Source organism: Kocuria sp. (assembly GCF_030538595.1).
Classification (GTDB): domain Bacteria; phylum Actinomycetota; class Actinomycetes; order Actinomycetales; family Micrococcaceae; genus Kocuria.
In genome coordinates, this window is sequence record NZ_JAUNTS010000001.1 from 69,610 (window position 1) to 84,862 (window position 15,253).

Annotated in this window: 13 protein-coding genes; 7 read left to right on the plus strand and 6 right to left on the minus strand. The window is 61.6% G+C overall.

Annotated elements, in window-relative coordinates; all coding sequences use genetic code 11:
- The first annotated feature begins 22 nt into the window (after positions 1-22).
- From Q4G32_RS00305 to Q4G32_RS00315, 3 genes are read left to right on the plus strand one after another with little or no spacing between them, the layout of a single operon-like run.
- The gene (locus Q4G32_RS00305; protein WP_303348395.1) at positions 23-2,293 is read left to right on the plus strand and encodes an ABC transporter permease; all 2,271 of its coding nucleotides are present in this window, start codon (positions 23-25) and stop codon (positions 2,291-2,293) included.
- 3 nt (positions 2,294-2,296) lie between these two features.
- Positions 2,297-3,616 carry a sensor histidine kinase gene (locus Q4G32_RS00310; protein WP_303348396.1) on the plus strand — a complete coding sequence of 440 codons (1,320 nt, stop codon included), beginning with the start codon at positions 2,297-2,299 and terminating at the stop codon, positions 3,614-3,616.
- Positions 3,617-3,619: 3 nt separating this feature from the next.
- The gene (locus Q4G32_RS00315) at positions 3,620-4,297 is read left to right on the plus strand and encodes a response regulator (protein WP_303348397.1); all 678 of its coding nucleotides are present in this window, start codon (positions 3,620-3,622) and stop codon (positions 4,295-4,297) included.
- A 96-nt stretch (positions 4,298-4,393) separates the two neighbouring features.
- Here Q4G32_RS00315 and Q4G32_RS00320 read toward each other — a convergent pair whose 3' ends face one another.
- From Q4G32_RS00320 to Q4G32_RS00340, 5 genes are all read right to left on the minus strand, one after another.
- Positions 4,394-6,022, minus strand: a complete 1,629-nt coding sequence (locus Q4G32_RS00320) for a dipeptide ABC transporter ATP-binding protein (protein ID WP_303348931.1) — start codon at positions 6,020-6,022, stop codon at positions 4,394-4,396.
- Between the two features lie 71 nt (positions 6,023-6,093).
- Positions 6,094-7,104 (minus strand): ABC transporter permease, encoded by a 1,011-nt coding sequence (locus Q4G32_RS00325; protein WP_303348398.1) that lies wholly within the window; start codon positions 7,102-7,104, stop codon positions 6,094-6,096.
- Positions 7,097-8,023 carry an ABC transporter permease gene (locus tag Q4G32_RS00330; RefSeq protein ID WP_303348399.1) on the minus strand — a complete coding sequence of 309 codons (927 nt, stop codon included), beginning with the start codon at positions 8,021-8,023 and terminating at the stop codon, positions 7,097-7,099. The genes Q4G32_RS00325 and Q4G32_RS00330 overlap by 8 nt, the downstream gene beginning before the upstream one ends.
- Positions 8,024-8,196: 173 nt before the next feature.
- Positions 8,197-9,825: a peptide ABC transporter substrate-binding protein gene (locus Q4G32_RS00335; RefSeq protein ID WP_303348400.1), complete on the minus strand. Its 1,629-nt coding sequence runs from the start codon at positions 9,823-9,825 to the stop codon at positions 8,197-8,199.
- A 294-nt stretch (positions 9,826-10,119) separates the two neighbouring features.
- The gene (locus Q4G32_RS00340) at positions 10,120-10,593 is read right to left on the minus strand and encodes a hypothetical protein (protein WP_303348401.1); all 474 of its coding nucleotides are present in this window, start codon (positions 10,591-10,593) and stop codon (positions 10,120-10,122) included.
- A gap of 198 nt (positions 10,594-10,791) precedes the next feature.
- Here Q4G32_RS00340 and Q4G32_RS00345 point away from each other — a divergent pair, with 198 nt between their 5' ends.
- Positions 10,792-11,955: a sensor histidine kinase gene (locus Q4G32_RS00345; protein WP_303348402.1), complete on the plus strand. Its 1,164-nt coding sequence runs from the start codon at positions 10,792-10,794 to the stop codon at positions 11,953-11,955.
- 92 nt (positions 11,956-12,047) lie between these two features.
- Positions 12,048-12,650, plus strand: a complete 603-nt coding sequence (locus Q4G32_RS00350) for a response regulator transcription factor (RefSeq protein WP_303348403.1) — start codon at positions 12,048-12,050, stop codon at positions 12,648-12,650.
- Positions 12,651-12,687: 37 nt separating this feature from the next.
- Here the strand turns inward: Q4G32_RS00350 and Q4G32_RS00355 are convergent, their stop codons facing one another.
- Positions 12,688-13,398: a maleylpyruvate isomerase family mycothiol-dependent enzyme gene (locus tag Q4G32_RS00355; RefSeq protein WP_303348404.1), complete on the minus strand. Its 711-nt coding sequence runs from the start codon at positions 13,396-13,398 to the stop codon at positions 12,688-12,690.
- A 190-nt stretch (positions 13,399-13,588) separates the two neighbouring features.
- Here Q4G32_RS00355 and Q4G32_RS00360 point away from each other — a divergent pair, with 190 nt between their 5' ends.
- Both Q4G32_RS00360 and zupT read left to right on the plus strand, forming a co-directional pair.
- Positions 13,589-14,254: an NYN domain-containing protein gene (locus tag Q4G32_RS00360; protein WP_441327433.1), complete on the plus strand. Its 666-nt coding sequence runs from the start codon at positions 13,589-13,591 to the stop codon at positions 14,252-14,254.
- A gap of 31 nt (positions 14,255-14,285) precedes the next feature.
- Positions 14,286-15,167 carry a zinc transporter ZupT gene (gene zupT, locus Q4G32_RS00365; protein WP_368660341.1) on the plus strand — a complete coding sequence of 294 codons (882 nt, stop codon included), beginning with the start codon at positions 14,286-14,288 and terminating at the stop codon, positions 15,165-15,167.
- Positions 15,168-15,253 lie beyond the last annotated feature (86 nt).

Sequence of the window (15,253 nt, forward strand, 5' to 3'; positions counted from 1 at the left end):
GGCAGCGCGGCGGTGAGCTCTGATGCGCCGCATTGTGCTGAATCGCCTGCGCTTGCAGTGGGCCCGTTACGTTTTGATCGGCCTGTGTGTTGCGGTCTCCGCGGCATTTGCCACCGCCTCTATGATGCTGAACTCCACCCTCAATGCCTCTCTGGTGGGCACCCTGGCCGAAGGCACCAAGAATGCCGATCTGGTGATCGCACCGCAGACCGACCCGGCAGCTTTTGACAACGGACAGGACTACCTGACGATCCCGGATGCGCAATCCCTGACCGATGTGGACGGAGTTGCCAGCGTGTGGGCGCCTCCCTACACGACCGTTGAGGTTCCAGGCCAACCTCAGCGCGAGTCCATGCTGGGGTTGGCCACTGCGCCATCGGACGCCCAAGTCTTTCCGTGGGACTTGACTGCGGGTGAGTTCCCCCGGGAAGACGGCCAAATACTGCTCAGCTCCGCGCGTGCCGATGCCATGGGTGTTGAACTGGGAGACACCTTCACGGTGCAGCCTGTCGATTACTACCAAGAGCTGCCCACGCCCACGGATGCCGCCGGGAACATGGCTGAGGATTTGGAGAGTGACCTGGGACAGCCCATCCAGCTGGACCCCGCTGAACTGACGGTGACAGGCATTGCCGATGTCCCGGAAATGAGTTCCTACATCCAAGGCTGGATCACCGAATCACAGTTCACCCAGTTCTTTCCCCTCCCCCAAGACCAGCTGGGTGTGGGTTCAGAAACCCAAATTCGGCTCAGTGATGGTGCCGACTTGGAGACCGTTCGCGCCGAACTAACAGACCGGATGAGTGAGCTCAACGTTGCGGCGGAGGTTCTGACACCCCAGGAACAGTCGGACCGGATGATGGAGCAGATCTCCGGGGAATCCAACGTGATGCTTGCCTTCCTGATGGCATTTGCCTTACTGGCTGCCATAGTGGCGTTCCTGGTGATCACCACCACCTTTGGGGTCCTCACGGCACAACGTGCACGGGAGCTGGCTCTCCTGCGATGCCTGGGAGCCACGGGGACCCAACTGCGCCGCTCCGTCCTGCTGGAGGCCCTGGTGATCGGACTGGTTTCCTCCGCACTGGGTATTGCCGCCATCATCGGTGTGGGCTTTGCGCTGGGCACAATCCTTCCCCAGTGGGTGATTGTGGCCGTGACAGTTCGGGACATTGTGGTGGGCTTGGCCTTGGGTGTTGTGGTCACCCTGCTGGCGTCCTTTGGTCCGGCACGCAGAGCCATGCAGGCGTCGCCTCTGGACGGCATGCGTGGGTCGCGCGCCAGCGACCGCCTGCCCAAGGTGCGTACCGCTGTGGGTGTTCTCCTACTACTGGGCGGTGCCGGAGTCTTGACCTGGGCGGCCATTGAACAAGACCGCCCGGTGGAAGGCATTGTGTCTGGCGCAGCCACGGGACTGGGTCTGGTTCTGACCTCCCGCCTTTGGATGCCACCATTGGTGCGTTTGTTGGGCAACCTCCTGCCCGGCCGAACCCCCTCCACCCTGGCTGCCGCCAATGCGGCCCGGCATCCGGCCAGAACCACCACCACCGCCACCGCCCTGCTGATCGGTATAACCCTGGTGGCCACGGTGCTGACCGGGCACGCCGTGGCCCAACGCTCCATCTTGACTCACCTGGATGAGCGCAATCCCGTTGATGTCACCATCGCGCACACCGTGGACGATCAAACCCTGGAGACCATTGCCCTGACTCCCAACGTGGAAAACGTGGAGACGGGCGACAATCAAACCCGCGTGAATCTGAGGCAGGGCATCGGAAGCCGGGATGCGGCGTCGTCGGTCTCTGCCATTGCAAATGCCACGGACACGGATCAGTGGGAAATCGGCAGTGTGGCCATGGAGAAAGCCATGTATGTGGACATCCTGAACATCATGCTGGGGGTGGCGCTGGGGCTGCTGGGCGCATCCGTCCTGGTCTCTGTGTTGGGCATTGCCTCCACCATGTCCCTGTCCGTGCTGGAGCGCACCAGAGAGAACTCCCTGTTGCGCGCGCTGGGGCTGTCCCGAAGGCAGCTGGGCGCCACTATTCGGCGGGAGGCTCTGCTGATCGCGGCTGCGGCCTGCCTGGCCGGTGTGGCTGCCGGTTGGCTCATGGGTACCGCGGTGGTGCGGGCCATGGTCACGGATTCCATTCCAGTGCTGCTGACGGTGCCCTGGGTGGGGTTCATTGCGGTGGTGATCGGCGGGTGGCTCACGGCCATGGTGGCCGCAGCGCTTCCCACTCGCCGCGCCACACGGGTCTCTCCCGTGGAGGGACTGGCCGCCGTTGAGTGAGTCATGAAGCCGCATGTCACCGCGGCGGGGTGGGTGGAGGCTCACCCGGTGGCCACCAATGCGCTGGTGGTCACCGCGCTCGGCCTGCTGAGTTCGGCCATGATGGCCGGGCTGGGCGCAGCGGGAGTTCTGGGTGCTGTCCTGCTCGCGGCTCCGGTGTACTTGCGCATCCACCGTCCGGCCCTGGCCGCCGTGTTGGTGGCAGCTGCGGCGGTGGTGGCCACCGCGGTCCTGCAGACCTGGCCGGTTGCCACAGGTCTGTGGGCCGTGCCCATGGTGGTGCACCGTGTGGCCGCCAGACGCACCCGCGGTGCGCGCCTGGCGATCCTGGGGCTGGCTCTGTTCACCGCACTGTTCACCACCCTCATCAGTCCCCGCTGGTCCGCACCGTTGTTCGGCCCCGGAGGATTTGGCTATGGCAGCTTGGATTGGTGGGCTGCGTTGTTGCTGCTGACCCCGTTGATGTGGCTGACCATTGTCACCGCTTACCTGTTCGGGGACCTCAAACGCGTCAAATGGGAGCGGCAAGTGGCGCAGCAGCAGCGCGCCCAGGCTTTGTCCGACCGTGCGGAGGCGCTGGCCTCCTGGGCTCATCGCCTGGAAGTCGAACGTGACCAGGAGGTTCGCTTGGCCGCTCAGGATGAACGCACCCGCATTGCCCGGGAAATGCACGACGTTGTGGCCCATTCCCTCTCCGTGGTCATCACCCAGGCCGACGGCGCCCGGTACGCCGCCGCCACCGATCCACATGCCGCCACGGACACTTTGGCCAGAATCTCCACCACTGCCCGCGATTCCCTCACGGAGATGCGGCGTTTGCTGGGCATCCTGCGCACGGATGAAGGTCAGCTAACGGCTCCCGTCCCCGGTCTGGAGAACCTTCCTGAGCTGGTGGCTGGTGTGCGGCAGGCTGGTTTGCCGGTGGAGTTCATCAGGCCCGCAACTTCCGACGGCGCCCTGGCCGCCTTACCACCCGGCGCCTCCCTGGCGATCTATCGTCTGGTGCAGGAAGCCCTGACCAACACCCTGAAACATGCCCCGGAGGCCACGGCCGCCGTGGTGCAGCTGCGCTCCGGACCGGACTGGGTGGAAGCTGAGATCATCAATGACGGTCTCTTGGCCGATCCGGCTCCCTCAGCCCCAGCGCCACTGCCGTCATCCGGGCAAGGATTGCAGGGTCTTGCCGAACGCTTGGGTGTTTACGGCGGTCAGGTGCAAGCTGGGCCCATGGCCTCCAACCCAGACCGGTGGGTTCTGCGCGGTTGGCTGAGAACCCACCAGCCGCCAACAGCCACGTCCGCCCCAGAAAACACAACCAGGTGAACCATGCAGAGCACAGCTCATCCCATCCGTGTCCTGCTGGTGGACGACCAACCGCTGGTGCGCGGCGGGTTCTCCATGCTCATTGGCTCCCAACCTGATCTGGTGGTGGTGGGTGAAGCCGGCGACGGCACCCAGGCAGTGGAAGCGGTCCGGGACTTGGGTGCGGCGGGGGACGGACCCGACGTCGTGCTGATGGACATTCGGATGCCGCACCTGGACGGGCTGGCGGCAACACGGGAAATCCTGACGGTGAACCCAGCGGTGACCGTGGTGCTGCTGACCACCTTTGACCTGGATGAATACGCCCTGGATGGGATTCGGGCTGGAGCCAGTGGGTTCCTGCTGAAGGACGCCATGCCGGAGGAACTGCTTTCTGCCATCCGTACCTGCCACCGCGGGGATGCGGTGATCGCGCCGTCTACCACGCATCGTTTGATGCAGCGCTTCATTGATCCGCCGCGTCCGGAAACTCAACCGGACCCACGGCTGCAGGCGCTGACACCCCGCGAACATGAGGTTTTTGTGCTGGTGGGGCGGGGCCTCTCCAATGCCGAGATCATGGACCGGCTGGTGCTCTCCGAACCCACCGTCAAAACGCATGTGTCCCGAATCCTGGCCAAGCTGCAAGCACGCGACCGGGTCCAGCTGGTAGTCCTGGCCCACGAATCCGGCCTCCTCTAATACAACTGCCGAGCGTCCGAGTTTGGTCGTTTCCAGGGCTTGGAAACGACCAAACTCGGACGCTCGGCAGGGGGTGGGAGGGGGAGGGGGGAGGGGTCAGACCTCCAAGAGGTCCTTGCCTGGGATGGCATCCAGCAGACGGCGGGTGTAGTCCTGCTGGGGATTCTCGAACACCTGGTCCACGGACCCCACCTCCACCAGCTTGCCGGATTCCATCACGCAGACGTCGTGCGCGATTTCACGCACCACGGCAAGGTCATGCGTGATGAACAGGTAGGTCAGGCCTAAGTCCTCCTGCAACTGACCCAGCAGTTTGAGCACCTGGTCCTGCACCAGCACGTCCAGAGCCGAAACTGCCTCATCACAGACCACGATTTCCGGGTCCAGGGCCAGCGCCCGGGCAATGGCCACACGCTGGCGTTGGCCACCGGAGAGTTCGTTGGGGTACCGATCCCCCAACTGACGCGGCAGCGCCACCCGCTCCAGGAGGTCATAGACCTTTTCCTTACGGGATTTGGCATCGCCCACCTTGTGCACCCGCAGCGGCTCTTCCACGGAACGGAACACGCTGCGCATGGGGTCCAGGGAACCGTACGGGTTCTGGAAGATCGGCTGCACACGACGTCGGAAACTGAACCACTCTTTGTTGGAGAACGTGGAAATGTCCTTGCCATCCACATGAATGCTTCCGGAAGTGATGTCCTCCAAACCCAACAGCATCTTGGCGATGGTGGACTTACCGGACCCGGATTCACCCACAATTGCGGTGGTATGGCCCTTGCGGATGTTGAAACTGACCTCATCAACCGCCCGGAACTGGGTGGACCGGCCCCAAGACCCTCGAATCTTGTACTCCTTGACCAGATCCTTGATCTGCACAATCTCTTGGGCCGCGTCCCCCTCGTCTTCCGCACCCAGGTCCTCCGGGGTCAGGGACGGCACCGCACGGACCAACTGCTGGGTGTAGGGGTGCTTGGGGTTGCGCAGCAAAGCCTGCGCAGGCCCGGATTCCACCACGCGGCCTTTTTGCATCACGACGACGCGGTCGGCCCGTTCCGCTGCCAACCCCAGATCGTGGGTGATCAGCAGAACGGACGTTCCCTTCTCCGTGGTGAGCTTGTCCAGGTGGTTGAGAATCTGGTTCTGAACGGTCACATCCAGCGCGGAGGTGGGTTCATCCGCAATCAGCAGGCGCGGGTTGCAAGCCAGCCCAATTGCAATCAGTGCGCGCTGGCGCATGCCGCCGGAGAACTCATGTGGGTACTGGTTCATGCGCCGTTCGGCATCACCCAGACCGGCATCTTTCAACGCCTGCACAACATCCTTGTCCGCGTGGGGTAACCCGTTGGCTTTCAGGGTTTCACGGACCTGGAAGCCGATTTTCCACACGGGGTTCAGGTTGGACATGGGGTCCTGGGGCACCATGCCGATCTCACTACCGCGCAGTGCAATCAGGCGCTTGCGGGACGGGTTGGTGATGTCCTCACCGTCAAAAAACACCTGGCCCTCTGAAATCCGGCCGTTCTCCGGCAACAGGCCCATGGCGGCCAACGCAGAGGTGGACTTACCGGAGCCGGACTCCCCCACAATCGCCACCGTTTCACCGGGCATGACCGTGATGTTTGTTTCCTTCACGGCCTCCACATCGCCGGTGGTGGTTTTGAAGGTGATGCCCACGTTGCGTAGTTCCAGCAGTGGCGCAGCACCTGTTGCACTCACGGCCATGGTCTGGGCTGTCTGAGCCGCACGATCAGTACGACGACGGCCGCTTGGCTGGGTTGACTCCGTTGACGTGCTCATCGGGTCCGTCCCTTCGGGTCCAGGGCGTCGCGCAGGGCGTCACCCAACATCATGAAGCTCAAGACCGTGATCGAGAGCATGAGCGAGGGCCAAAATAGTGCGCCCGGGTTGGTGCGCAACTGCGGACGTGCTGCGGAAATGTCGTGCCCCCAGGAGAGGATGGATGGAGGTAGTCCAATGCCCAAGAAGGACAGCGTGGCCTCAACCACAATGAAAATGCCCAAAGAAATGGTGGCCACCACAATGATGGGACCTGCCGCATTCGGTAGGACATGCTTGAACAGAATGCCCATCTTGCTCATGCCCAGTGAGCGTGCGGCAGTAATGAACTCCGCTGTGCGGACCTCCATCACGGCACCGCGGGTGATACGCGCCATCTGGGGCCATCCAAAAATGGTCAGCACAATCGCCAGGGTCACAATGCCTGCGTTCTGCCGCATGATCGGAACTGCCATCAAGACAATGGCACCCAGGATCAACGGAATGGCAAAGAAGATGTCCATCACACGCGAAATGATGGAATCCACCCAGCCGCCGAAGAAACCGGCGATGCTTCCCAGCAGAATACCGACGACCAACACGCCCAAGATGGTGCCGAAGCCCACCAGCAGGGAGGCAGGGGCGCCGTGGACCACACGAGCCAAGATGTCGCACCCTTGGTTGGTGAATCCCAAGGGGTGCCCCGCCTGGGGTGCTCCGTTTGCATTGGACAACATGCACTGGCTGTCTGGGGAGGCAGAGGTGAACACCGTGGGGAATAGGGCCACGAACAGCACAAAGAGCATCAGTAACGCGGAAATGATGAATATCGGGTTTTTGCGCAGGGACTTCCAGGCATCTCGCCACAAGCTACTGGGTTTGTCCGAAAGTTGCGTCTCGATCCCAGCACGGCCCTCGTCATCCAGAACGGGAGCCACAAAGTGCTCGGCAGTGGGGACCTCGCGGCCGGCTGGTTGCATGACCGGCCCGCGTGCAGCTGTTTCCGGTGTTGAGTTCTGATCAGGCATAACGAATCCTCGGGTCCAGAACCGCATACAGCAGGTCCACCAGCAGGTTGGCCACAACAAATACGATCACAATCAATGTCACCAGGGAGACCACCATGGCACCGTCACCAATGTTGATCGAGCGGTAGAGCTGGTTCCCTATGCCGTTGATGTTGAAGATGCTCTCGGTCACGATTGCACCACCCATGAGAGCGCCAAGATCTGCACCCACATAGGTCACCACGGGGATCATGGAGTTACGGAGCACATGGCCGTTGCGAACCCGCCCTGGCGTCAGGCCCTTAGCAGTAGCTGTTCGGACGTGGTCTGCGGTTTTGGTTTCTGCCACGGAATTTCTGGTCAGACGCACCACGTAAGCCAGAGAAATCGAACCGAGGACCATCCCTGGCAGCAACAGGTCTTGCAACGGGGCACCTGTGCCTACAGTAGGGCTGGCCCATCCCAGTTTGATGCCGACCACAAACTGAGCCACAAAGCCCAGGACGAACACGGGAATGGAGATGACCAGAAGGGAGAGGAAAAGCAGGCTGGAATCAATCCAGGTACCTTTCTTCAACCCCGCGATCAAACCCAAGGTCACGCCAACCACGGACTCGAAAACAATGGCAATCAGTGCCAGCTTGACTGTGTTGGGAAAGGTCTCCGCAATCACAGAAAGGATGGGGCGGCCCGAGAAATTGTTACCCAGATCAAGCGTGAATACACCCTTGAGATACAGCAAGAACTGGATCAGGAACGGCTGATCCAGATTGTACTGAGCTTCCAGAGCCGCTTTGGTGGCCGGGGTACACCCACGGTCACCACACAGAGCCGCCGTAGGGTCGCCGGAAGTGGCAAACATGAGGAAGTAAACGATGAAGATGGCCCCGAAGAAGACGGGGATCATCTGCAGGAGGCGCCGGACCAAGTACCAAGCCATGTCAGAACACACCCCCCGATACGACGGGGTGCGTAAGCACCAGAGATTGGGTGGACATGGTGAAAACTCCTGGGAAAAGCGGGGCACCCGGTGAAGATGGCCGACGCGCCACGATCAAAACAAGGGACAAGGGTGGGCACCACGGTCCGCGGCGCCCACCCTATGCAAAACACTCAGGCAGAAGTTACCTGGGCGTAGTTGATTTCACCGTTCCACATGATGCCAACGTCAGTCACGTTGGAGCTCCAGCCCCAAGTGCGTGCCGGATAGTACAGCGGAATGGACGGCAGTTCTTCCAACAAGATTTCATCGGCTTCAATGAACTTCTCGTTGGCGGCGTCGATGTCATCTGCCTGACGCCCCTCAGACAGCAAGGTGTCGAACTCCTGATTGTCGAACTTGGTGTCGTTGGAGGACCCGTTGCTGGCAAAGTTGGAACCCAAGAAGTTGGACATGGAGGGGTAGTCAGCCATCCAGCCTGAGCGAATGGCAGAGGTCAGATCGCCCGCGTTGGCTTCGGTGCGCAGTTCCTTGAAGGTTGCGTAGGACTTGCCCTGGGCTTCGATGTCCAAAGTGTTCTTGATCATGTTGCACACGGCATCCACCCATTCCTGGTGTCCACCATCGGCGTTGTACGCGAGCTCGAACGGACCACCGGGGTAGGCTTCCATGTCCTCGGCCTGTTGCCACAGTTCCTTGGCTTTTTCGGGGTCGTACTGGACGAACTCCTCGTTGGTGAAGCTGTCCGGGAACCCTTCAACAGCCGGTGAGGTGAGGTCCTTGGCCGGCACGCCCTGCTTGATGACCTGATCAATCAGTTCCTGGCGGTTGATGGACATGGAGATCGCCTGACGGCGCAGCTTGCCTGCTTCACCGGACCAGCCATCCAGGTAGTACGGGATGGCAAACGAGTAGTTACCGGCGTAGTCCTGCTGTTCCGTACGGCCAGAGAGATCATCTTCGCGTACATCCATGCTGGACGGAGGGATCTGATCCAAGATATCCAGGTTGTCGGAAATCAGGTCGGAGTACGCACCCTCCGCTGACTGGTAGAGCTTGAAGGTCAAGGCATCCACCTGGGCCGGCTGAGAACCGTCGTAGTCCTCGTTCTTGACCAGACGGATTTCCTCGTTGTGGGACCATGCACCTTCGCCATCCATCTTGAAGGGGCCCCAACCCACGGGGTTCTCTCCGAACGCTTCCATGTCATCAAAGGCAGAGGCCGGTAGCGGCGAATATGCGGCGTAGCCCAGGCGGATCGGGAAGGTGACATCGCCGTCGGCAAGCTCCACGGTGAAGGTGGTGTCATCCACCACGGTCAGACCTTCCATCTGGTCCTCTTCCGAGCCCTCGGCAGACACGGCGTCGTAGCCCAGCACGGGCTCAAAGAAGTAGGAACCGGTGTGGGCATTCTTTGCTGCCGCGCCGTAGTTCCAGGCATCCACAAAGCTCTGAGCGGTGATGTCCTCACCGTTGGTGAACTTCTTGCCTTCCTTGATCTTGATGGTCCAGGTCTTGTTGTCATCGGATTCGATGGACTCGGCAAGTTCGTTGACGGGTTCAGAGTTGTCGTCGTAGGAAATCAAGCCCATGAAGACCAAGCTCACAATGCGTCCGCCACCCTGCTCAGAGGTTGCGGTGGGGATCAGCGGATTCTCTGGCTCAACACTGAAGGCCGTCACGGGTGAACCGTCTCCGCCGCTTCCACCTCCCCCGTTACCGCAGGCGGACAGGACAACGGCAGCTGCACCGGACAGGGCGGCAGCGCCGAGCAGGCGACGTCGGGAAAGCAGAGGGTTCATGGTGACCTCCAAGTTGAGGAGAGAGAAGCGCCAACAGGTGTGATGTAGGCCATACTTCAAGTAACGGAGCTTAGATTAACAGCTAACCAACAGTGTGGGACCACAAGTCCCACCTAAATTGTGACTGCCGTCCGTTACGAACAGGTAACCTGGGCTCTGACCTGTGCATATATAACTTGCCAAGCGGGGCGCCAACGGCGAGTTCCCCACCTGAGCTTTCAGCGTCCGCACCCTCTGGGGCGGAGACCGCGCCCGGTCATTGCCCCGCTCCTACTCACCTGACCAGCACTGACATCATGCCCCCACCAATGTGGTCACGCCCAGGTGAGCCAGCAGTCCAAAGCCCAGGCCCCACAGGACAATGGAGATGGTTTGCCACAAGATCACGGCGTTCTTGGAGGCGCCGAAGGACACCATCAAGGATGACGTGATCTGGCTGGGCAACACCCACTGCCCCAGCAGAGACACCCCAGGCACACCAAAACGGTCAAACATGCCTTTGATCTTTTGCTTCCGGGGTGAGAGCTCGGGCTGCTCGCCCTTGATCCGCTGCCGGGCGCTGTGTGCCACCAGCACAAAGATCAACATGGAGGCAAAGTTGCCCACAATCGCTGCGGGAATCGCAATGAACAGCGGCAATCCAGCCACCACCCCTATGGCTGCCCCCAGGTAAGACTCCACAAAGGGGATGGCGCTGATCAGCATGATCCCCAACCACTGCAAGGCATCAGGTAGGGACTGGGTGAAGTTCTGCAAGGACTCGTACATGGTTCTCTCCATTACTGCTGGGTTCATGGCGCAGGGAAGCGCCAACAAGCGGCTGAGGCCCGTGCGGCAAACAAACCAACCGACTGCCTCAAATCTCCCAAATCTGCAGTTCACACGGCAGTGCTGGCGCGTCACGTGATTCCCGGAGATTGTGCACGGTGACACCGTGACAAAAGTCATCGGTCTACGGTGGGAAGCATGTCACCCCGCACACAACGCGTCCTCGCAGACCGGGTGCCCACCACGGGCGTTGGAGTCCAGGAAGCCTGGCTCTACACCTGGTGCGGGTTGGTGCTGTACGCCCTGATGCTTTACGGACTCAGTGGCACAGTTCTGGTGGCTCGCGCGGCCCCACCCGATGTGTGGCTTTGGCTCCTCCTGGCAACCGGTTCTGCCGCTTTTGTGGGTTTCACCCTGTTCTGCCGAGTCCTGTACCACGGTCTGTGGGCGGCCACGCTGAAGCTCAGTGACCTGGCCATGCTGCTTCTCCCCGCTGCAGCCGCCTCCATTGTGAGTTTGGTCCACCCGGATCGCTTTTTGCTGGGCCAAGTTCCACTCTTCATTGCCGCCAGCACCCTGGCTTTTGCGGTGCCCCGCAGCATGTGCTTGCCGGTCCTGGCCACGGCTGCAGCGTGGGTTGTAGGGGCGGTGACAGCAGGGCAGCTTCTGCAGCCAGCGGCCACTCAGCAGATGTGGGCGGACCTGGCTCCCAATCTGGCTCCCACTTTGTTCATGGCAGCCCTGACGCCCCTGATGGTCCTGATCAGTGTGTGGTGGTGGAGTGTGGTGTTCCGCCTGGACGCTGCGCGCCAGACGGAATCTGATCTTGCCGTCACCCGCGAGCGCCTGCGGTTTGCCTCCGATCTCCATGACATTCAAGGCCACCACTTGCAGGTGATTGCACTGAAAGCGGAATTGGCGGAACGGCTCCTGGACCGGGATCTGCGTGGCGCCCGGCAGCAGTTACAGGAGACTCGCCAAGAGGCCCAGACAGCTCTGGAGCAGACCCGGGCCTTGGTCCAGGGGCTTCGCCAGGTTTCCTTGGAGGAGGAACTTGCCAATGCCGCGGATGTTCTGAGCAGCGCGGGGATTGTGACCACCCATGAGGCGGGGGGGGGGTGCGCCGTCGTCGTCCGCAGTCCGGCACACGCTGGGGCTGGTCACCCGGGAGGCCACCACAGCCACTTACACTGTGGGGCGCGGTTCCGGCGGGGATTGGCGGTTGACTGTCACCAACGACGGCGCCGCACCTCCCCCGTCTACCGCCCTCCCCAGTGGTGGTACAGGGGTGCAGACCACCGGCACGGGATTGCAAGGGCTACGGGAACGAGTGGGTGCGCTGGGCGGCCACCTGTCCGTTGAACACTCCGGCGACCAGTTCAGCCTGACGGTGACCATTCCCCACGATCCCGCCGTGGACAGCACCCATCACGACTCCGTAGGAGCCCACTGAGATGATCACGCTCATTGTTGCTGATGATGAACATTTGATCCGCGGCGCCCTGGTGGCCCTCCTGAATTTGGAGGAAGACATCCAGGTGGTGGCGGATACGGACACCTCCACGGAGGCCATTGCCCTGGCTCAGAAACATCAACCAGATGTGTGTTTGCTGGATTTGGAGATGCCGCCCACAGACGGACTGGATGCCTCCGAGCAGATCCTGCGTACCGTTGCCACCAAAACCGTGATCGTCACCCGGCACGCGCGCCCCGGTGTGCTGCGCCGGGCTCTGGCTTCCAAAGTCTCCGGCTTTGTGCCCAAATCAACACCGGCTCAGGAATTGGCGGATGTGATTCGTCAGGTGGCGGCCGGCAAACGCTACGTGGACCCGGAGATTGCCGCGGCTGCCCTGTCTGCAGAACGGTGCCCACTGACGGAGCGCGAGTTGGACGTACTGCGGGAATCCCGCGCCACCACACAGATCACAGACATTGCACACCGGCTGCACTTGGCCCCGGGGACCGTACGCAATTACCTGTCCACCGCCATGACCAAACTGGACGCCCGGACGCGGCATGAAGCTGCGGAAACCGCGTGGCAACAGGGCTGGATCTAGCTACCGGCCACGCTCAGTCGCCTATAGGTCAACCGGGTCACCAAGCTGGTAGCTCCGGTGCTTCCACGCCCTCCGGTAGGTACACATTCTCAGCATCCCCGCGGGCCAACCACGCCAAGATGCCCTCCCGGTCGCCTTCCACCCGCAGGGCACCGTCCCCCACGGTCCACTCATCGCGCTCATCAGTCACAATGTGCATACCGGGAGCATTCTTGACCTGCATGGTGCGCACGGCAGCCTCCAGGGCATCCCGCACGGAATCAGGGTCAGCTTCCTCAATCTCCCACTGGGTGTCCAAGTCAGCGTGATGCAGCACAATTTCCGTGACCATCACGCCGGGTAGTTGATGCGGGGCAAAACGCTTGCGCCCCAAGGCCAATTCTTCCACCGCCGGTTCGGCCAACAGTCGCGGTGCATTCTCCAAGAAGAACTGAATGGCTGCACGCGCTTCAGCTTTGAGTTCAGCCGGAGACAGGGCAGCGGTCTCAGCAATGAGCTGCGCACGTTCCTCCGCGGAGTCGTAGGGCGCTTGCTGGTTTCCCGTTTCAGCCCAGTCGATCAGACGCACCAAACGCCGGGACACCACCGCCACGTGGGCCACCACATCGGCTCTGCTCCAGCCGTCGCACAGGGAGGGGTGAGTGAATTCATGGTCGTGAAAAGACTCCACGGTGGAGAGGTACTGCTCAGTTTCGCGCTCCAGACGGGAGAGATCGGAGCGGAGACGTGCGGGGCTGTGCTGACTCATGTCACCCACCCTAACCACCGATTGTGACGCTCAACACCCGTTAGAACCCACTGTTTTATACCCCTTTTTAATGAATGGCTTGCTCTGTCTGTGCCGATGACCGCCGGGCACTCTCCGGGTTGGCACCCCGAGTGCTGCTAAAACCCCTCAAAAGCGACGGCAAGGCCAACCCTCCCGTAGGCTTCCTGACATGAACGAGCATGATCCGGAGGTTGCCGCCCCCTACGCTGCGCAGCCAGAGACCAACCCGGCCGACCGCACCGCAGCTGCGGACTCCCATGGCACGCCTGCGCCATCCGATCCGGTGACCTACCTGGTGGTGGACGGGGAGAACATTGACGCCACGCTGGGCATGTCCTTGCTGGAGCGCAAACCGCGTCCGGATGAGCGCCCGCGATGGGAACGGGTCATGCAGGGTGCCCGCAGGCTGTGGGACCAGCGCACCAAGGGCTTGTTCTTCCTCAACGGCTCCAATGGGCACTTGCCGTTCAGCTTTGTGGCCGCTCTGCGTGGTTTTGACTACCAGGTGGTCCCGCTCTCCGGCCCGGCACGGGTCAAGGTGGTGGATGTAGGTATCCAACGCACCCTGGATGCCATCCTGGAACAGGGCCACGGTGACGTGGTGTTGGCCACCCATGACATTGACTTTGTGGACCAGTTGCGAGCTCTGCTTGCTGACGGTCGCAAGGTTTCCGTGTTGTGCTTCCGCGAGCTGCTCTCCGCAGGTCTTCATGATCTGGAGGAGGAGGGCTTGGAGATCGTGGATCTGGAAGACGATTTTGAGGCTTTCAACGCCCCACTGCCGCGTCTGCGGATCATCGACCTGGACGCCTTCGACCCCGTTCGTTACCTGTAGTTCCGGCGCCGCGTACGTGGTGGATGGGGTTTTGGACAGTGCACTGCTGAGCGAATTCAGCGGCACCATGGGCGTGGCCTTCACGCTGACTCTGCTGGCTGGATTGGCCACCGGAGTAGGCGGCTTGATCGCGCTGATCGCCAGCCGCTCGAACGCAAAATTTCTGGCGGTGAGCCTGGGCTTTTCGGCCGGCGTGATGCTCTATGTCTCTTTCTTGGAGATCATGCCCAAAGCACTGGAGTTCCTGGCCACAGATCTGGGCCAACGCCCCGGCGCGTGGGCCATGGTGGCCGGATTTTTTGGCGGGATCGCCCTGATAGCCGTGATCGACCGGCTGGTGTCCGCATCAGCGAATCCCCACGAATTCACCTACGACGCCGCGGACATCCACCCGGAAACCAGGCAAGCCGTCCAGACGCAGCCAGGTGCCACCACCACGACCAGCACCAGCACCGCCGAACGTGCCCTGCTGCGCATGGGACTGATGACCGCTCTGGCCATTGCCATCCACAATTTCCCCGAAGGTTTTGCCACCTTCATGACCGCCCTGGCCGACCCCACGCTGGCCGTTCCCATTGCCATCGCAATCGCGCTGCACAACATCCCGGAAGGCATTGCCGTGGCAGTGCCCGTGTATCAAGCCACCGGTTCCCGCACGAAAGCCGCGGGGTTGGCTTTCCTCTCCGGACTGGCAGAACCGGTCGGCGCGCTCCTGGGATTCGCCATCCTGGCCCCATTCCTCACGGGCACCCTGTTCGGCGTCGTTTTTGCCGCGGTGGCCGGGATCATGGTCTTCATTTCTCTGGACAAACTCCTGCCCACCGCAGAGAAATACGGCGGCCATCACCTCTGCATTTACGGTCTGGTGGCTGGAATGCTGGTCATGGCCCTCAGCCTGGTGCTCATGCTCTGACCCGCCACCAACTGCTCTGCCCCTCCACCGACCCTGACCTCCCAGGGTTTACCTGAGCAATGAACACCGGCCTGAGCCAACCACGC

Coding starts and splice junctions, on each gene's coding strand:
- Q4G32_RS00315 (WP_303348397.1), top strand. CDS start 3,620: ATGCAGAGCACAGCTCATCCCATCCGTGTCCTGCTGGTGGACGACCAA.
- Q4G32_RS00320 (WP_303348931.1), bottom strand. CDS start 6,022: ATGGCCGTGAGTGCAACAGGTGCTGCGCCACTGCTGGAACTACGCAAC.
- Q4G32_RS00335 (WP_303348400.1), bottom strand. CDS start 9,825: ATGAACCCTCTGCTTTCCCGACGTCGCCTGCTCGGCGCTGCCGCCCTG.
- Q4G32_RS00345 (WP_303348402.1), top strand. CDS start 10,792: ATGTCACCCCGCACACAACGCGTCCTCGCAGACCGGGTGCCCACCACG.
- Q4G32_RS00325 (WP_303348398.1), bottom strand. CDS start 7,104: ATGCCTGATCAGAACTCAACACCGGAAACAGCTGCACGCGGGCCGGTC.
- Q4G32_RS00310 (WP_303348396.1), top strand. CDS start 2,297: ATGAAGCCGCATGTCACCGCGGCGGGGTGGGTGGAGGCTCACCCGGTG.
- Q4G32_RS00305 (WP_303348395.1), top strand. CDS start 23: ATGCGCCGCATTGTGCTGAATCGCCTGCGCTTGCAGTGGGCCCGTTAC.
- Q4G32_RS00355 (WP_303348404.1), bottom strand. CDS start 13,398: ATGAGTCAGCACAGCCCCGCACGTCTCCGCTCCGATCTCTCCCGTCTG.
- Q4G32_RS00360 (WP_441327433.1), top strand. CDS start 13,589: ATGAACGAGCATGATCCGGAGGTTGCCGCCCCCTACGCTGCGCAGCCA.
- Q4G32_RS00330 (WP_303348399.1), bottom strand. CDS start 8,023: ATGGCTTGGTACTTGGTCCGGCGCCTCCTGCAGATGATCCCCGTCTTC.
- Q4G32_RS00350 (WP_303348403.1), top strand. CDS start 12,048: ATGATCACGCTCATTGTTGCTGATGATGAACATTTGATCCGCGGCGCC.
- Q4G32_RS00340 (WP_303348401.1), bottom strand. CDS start 10,593: ATGTACGAGTCCTTGCAGAACTTCACCCAGTCCCTACCTGATGCCTTG.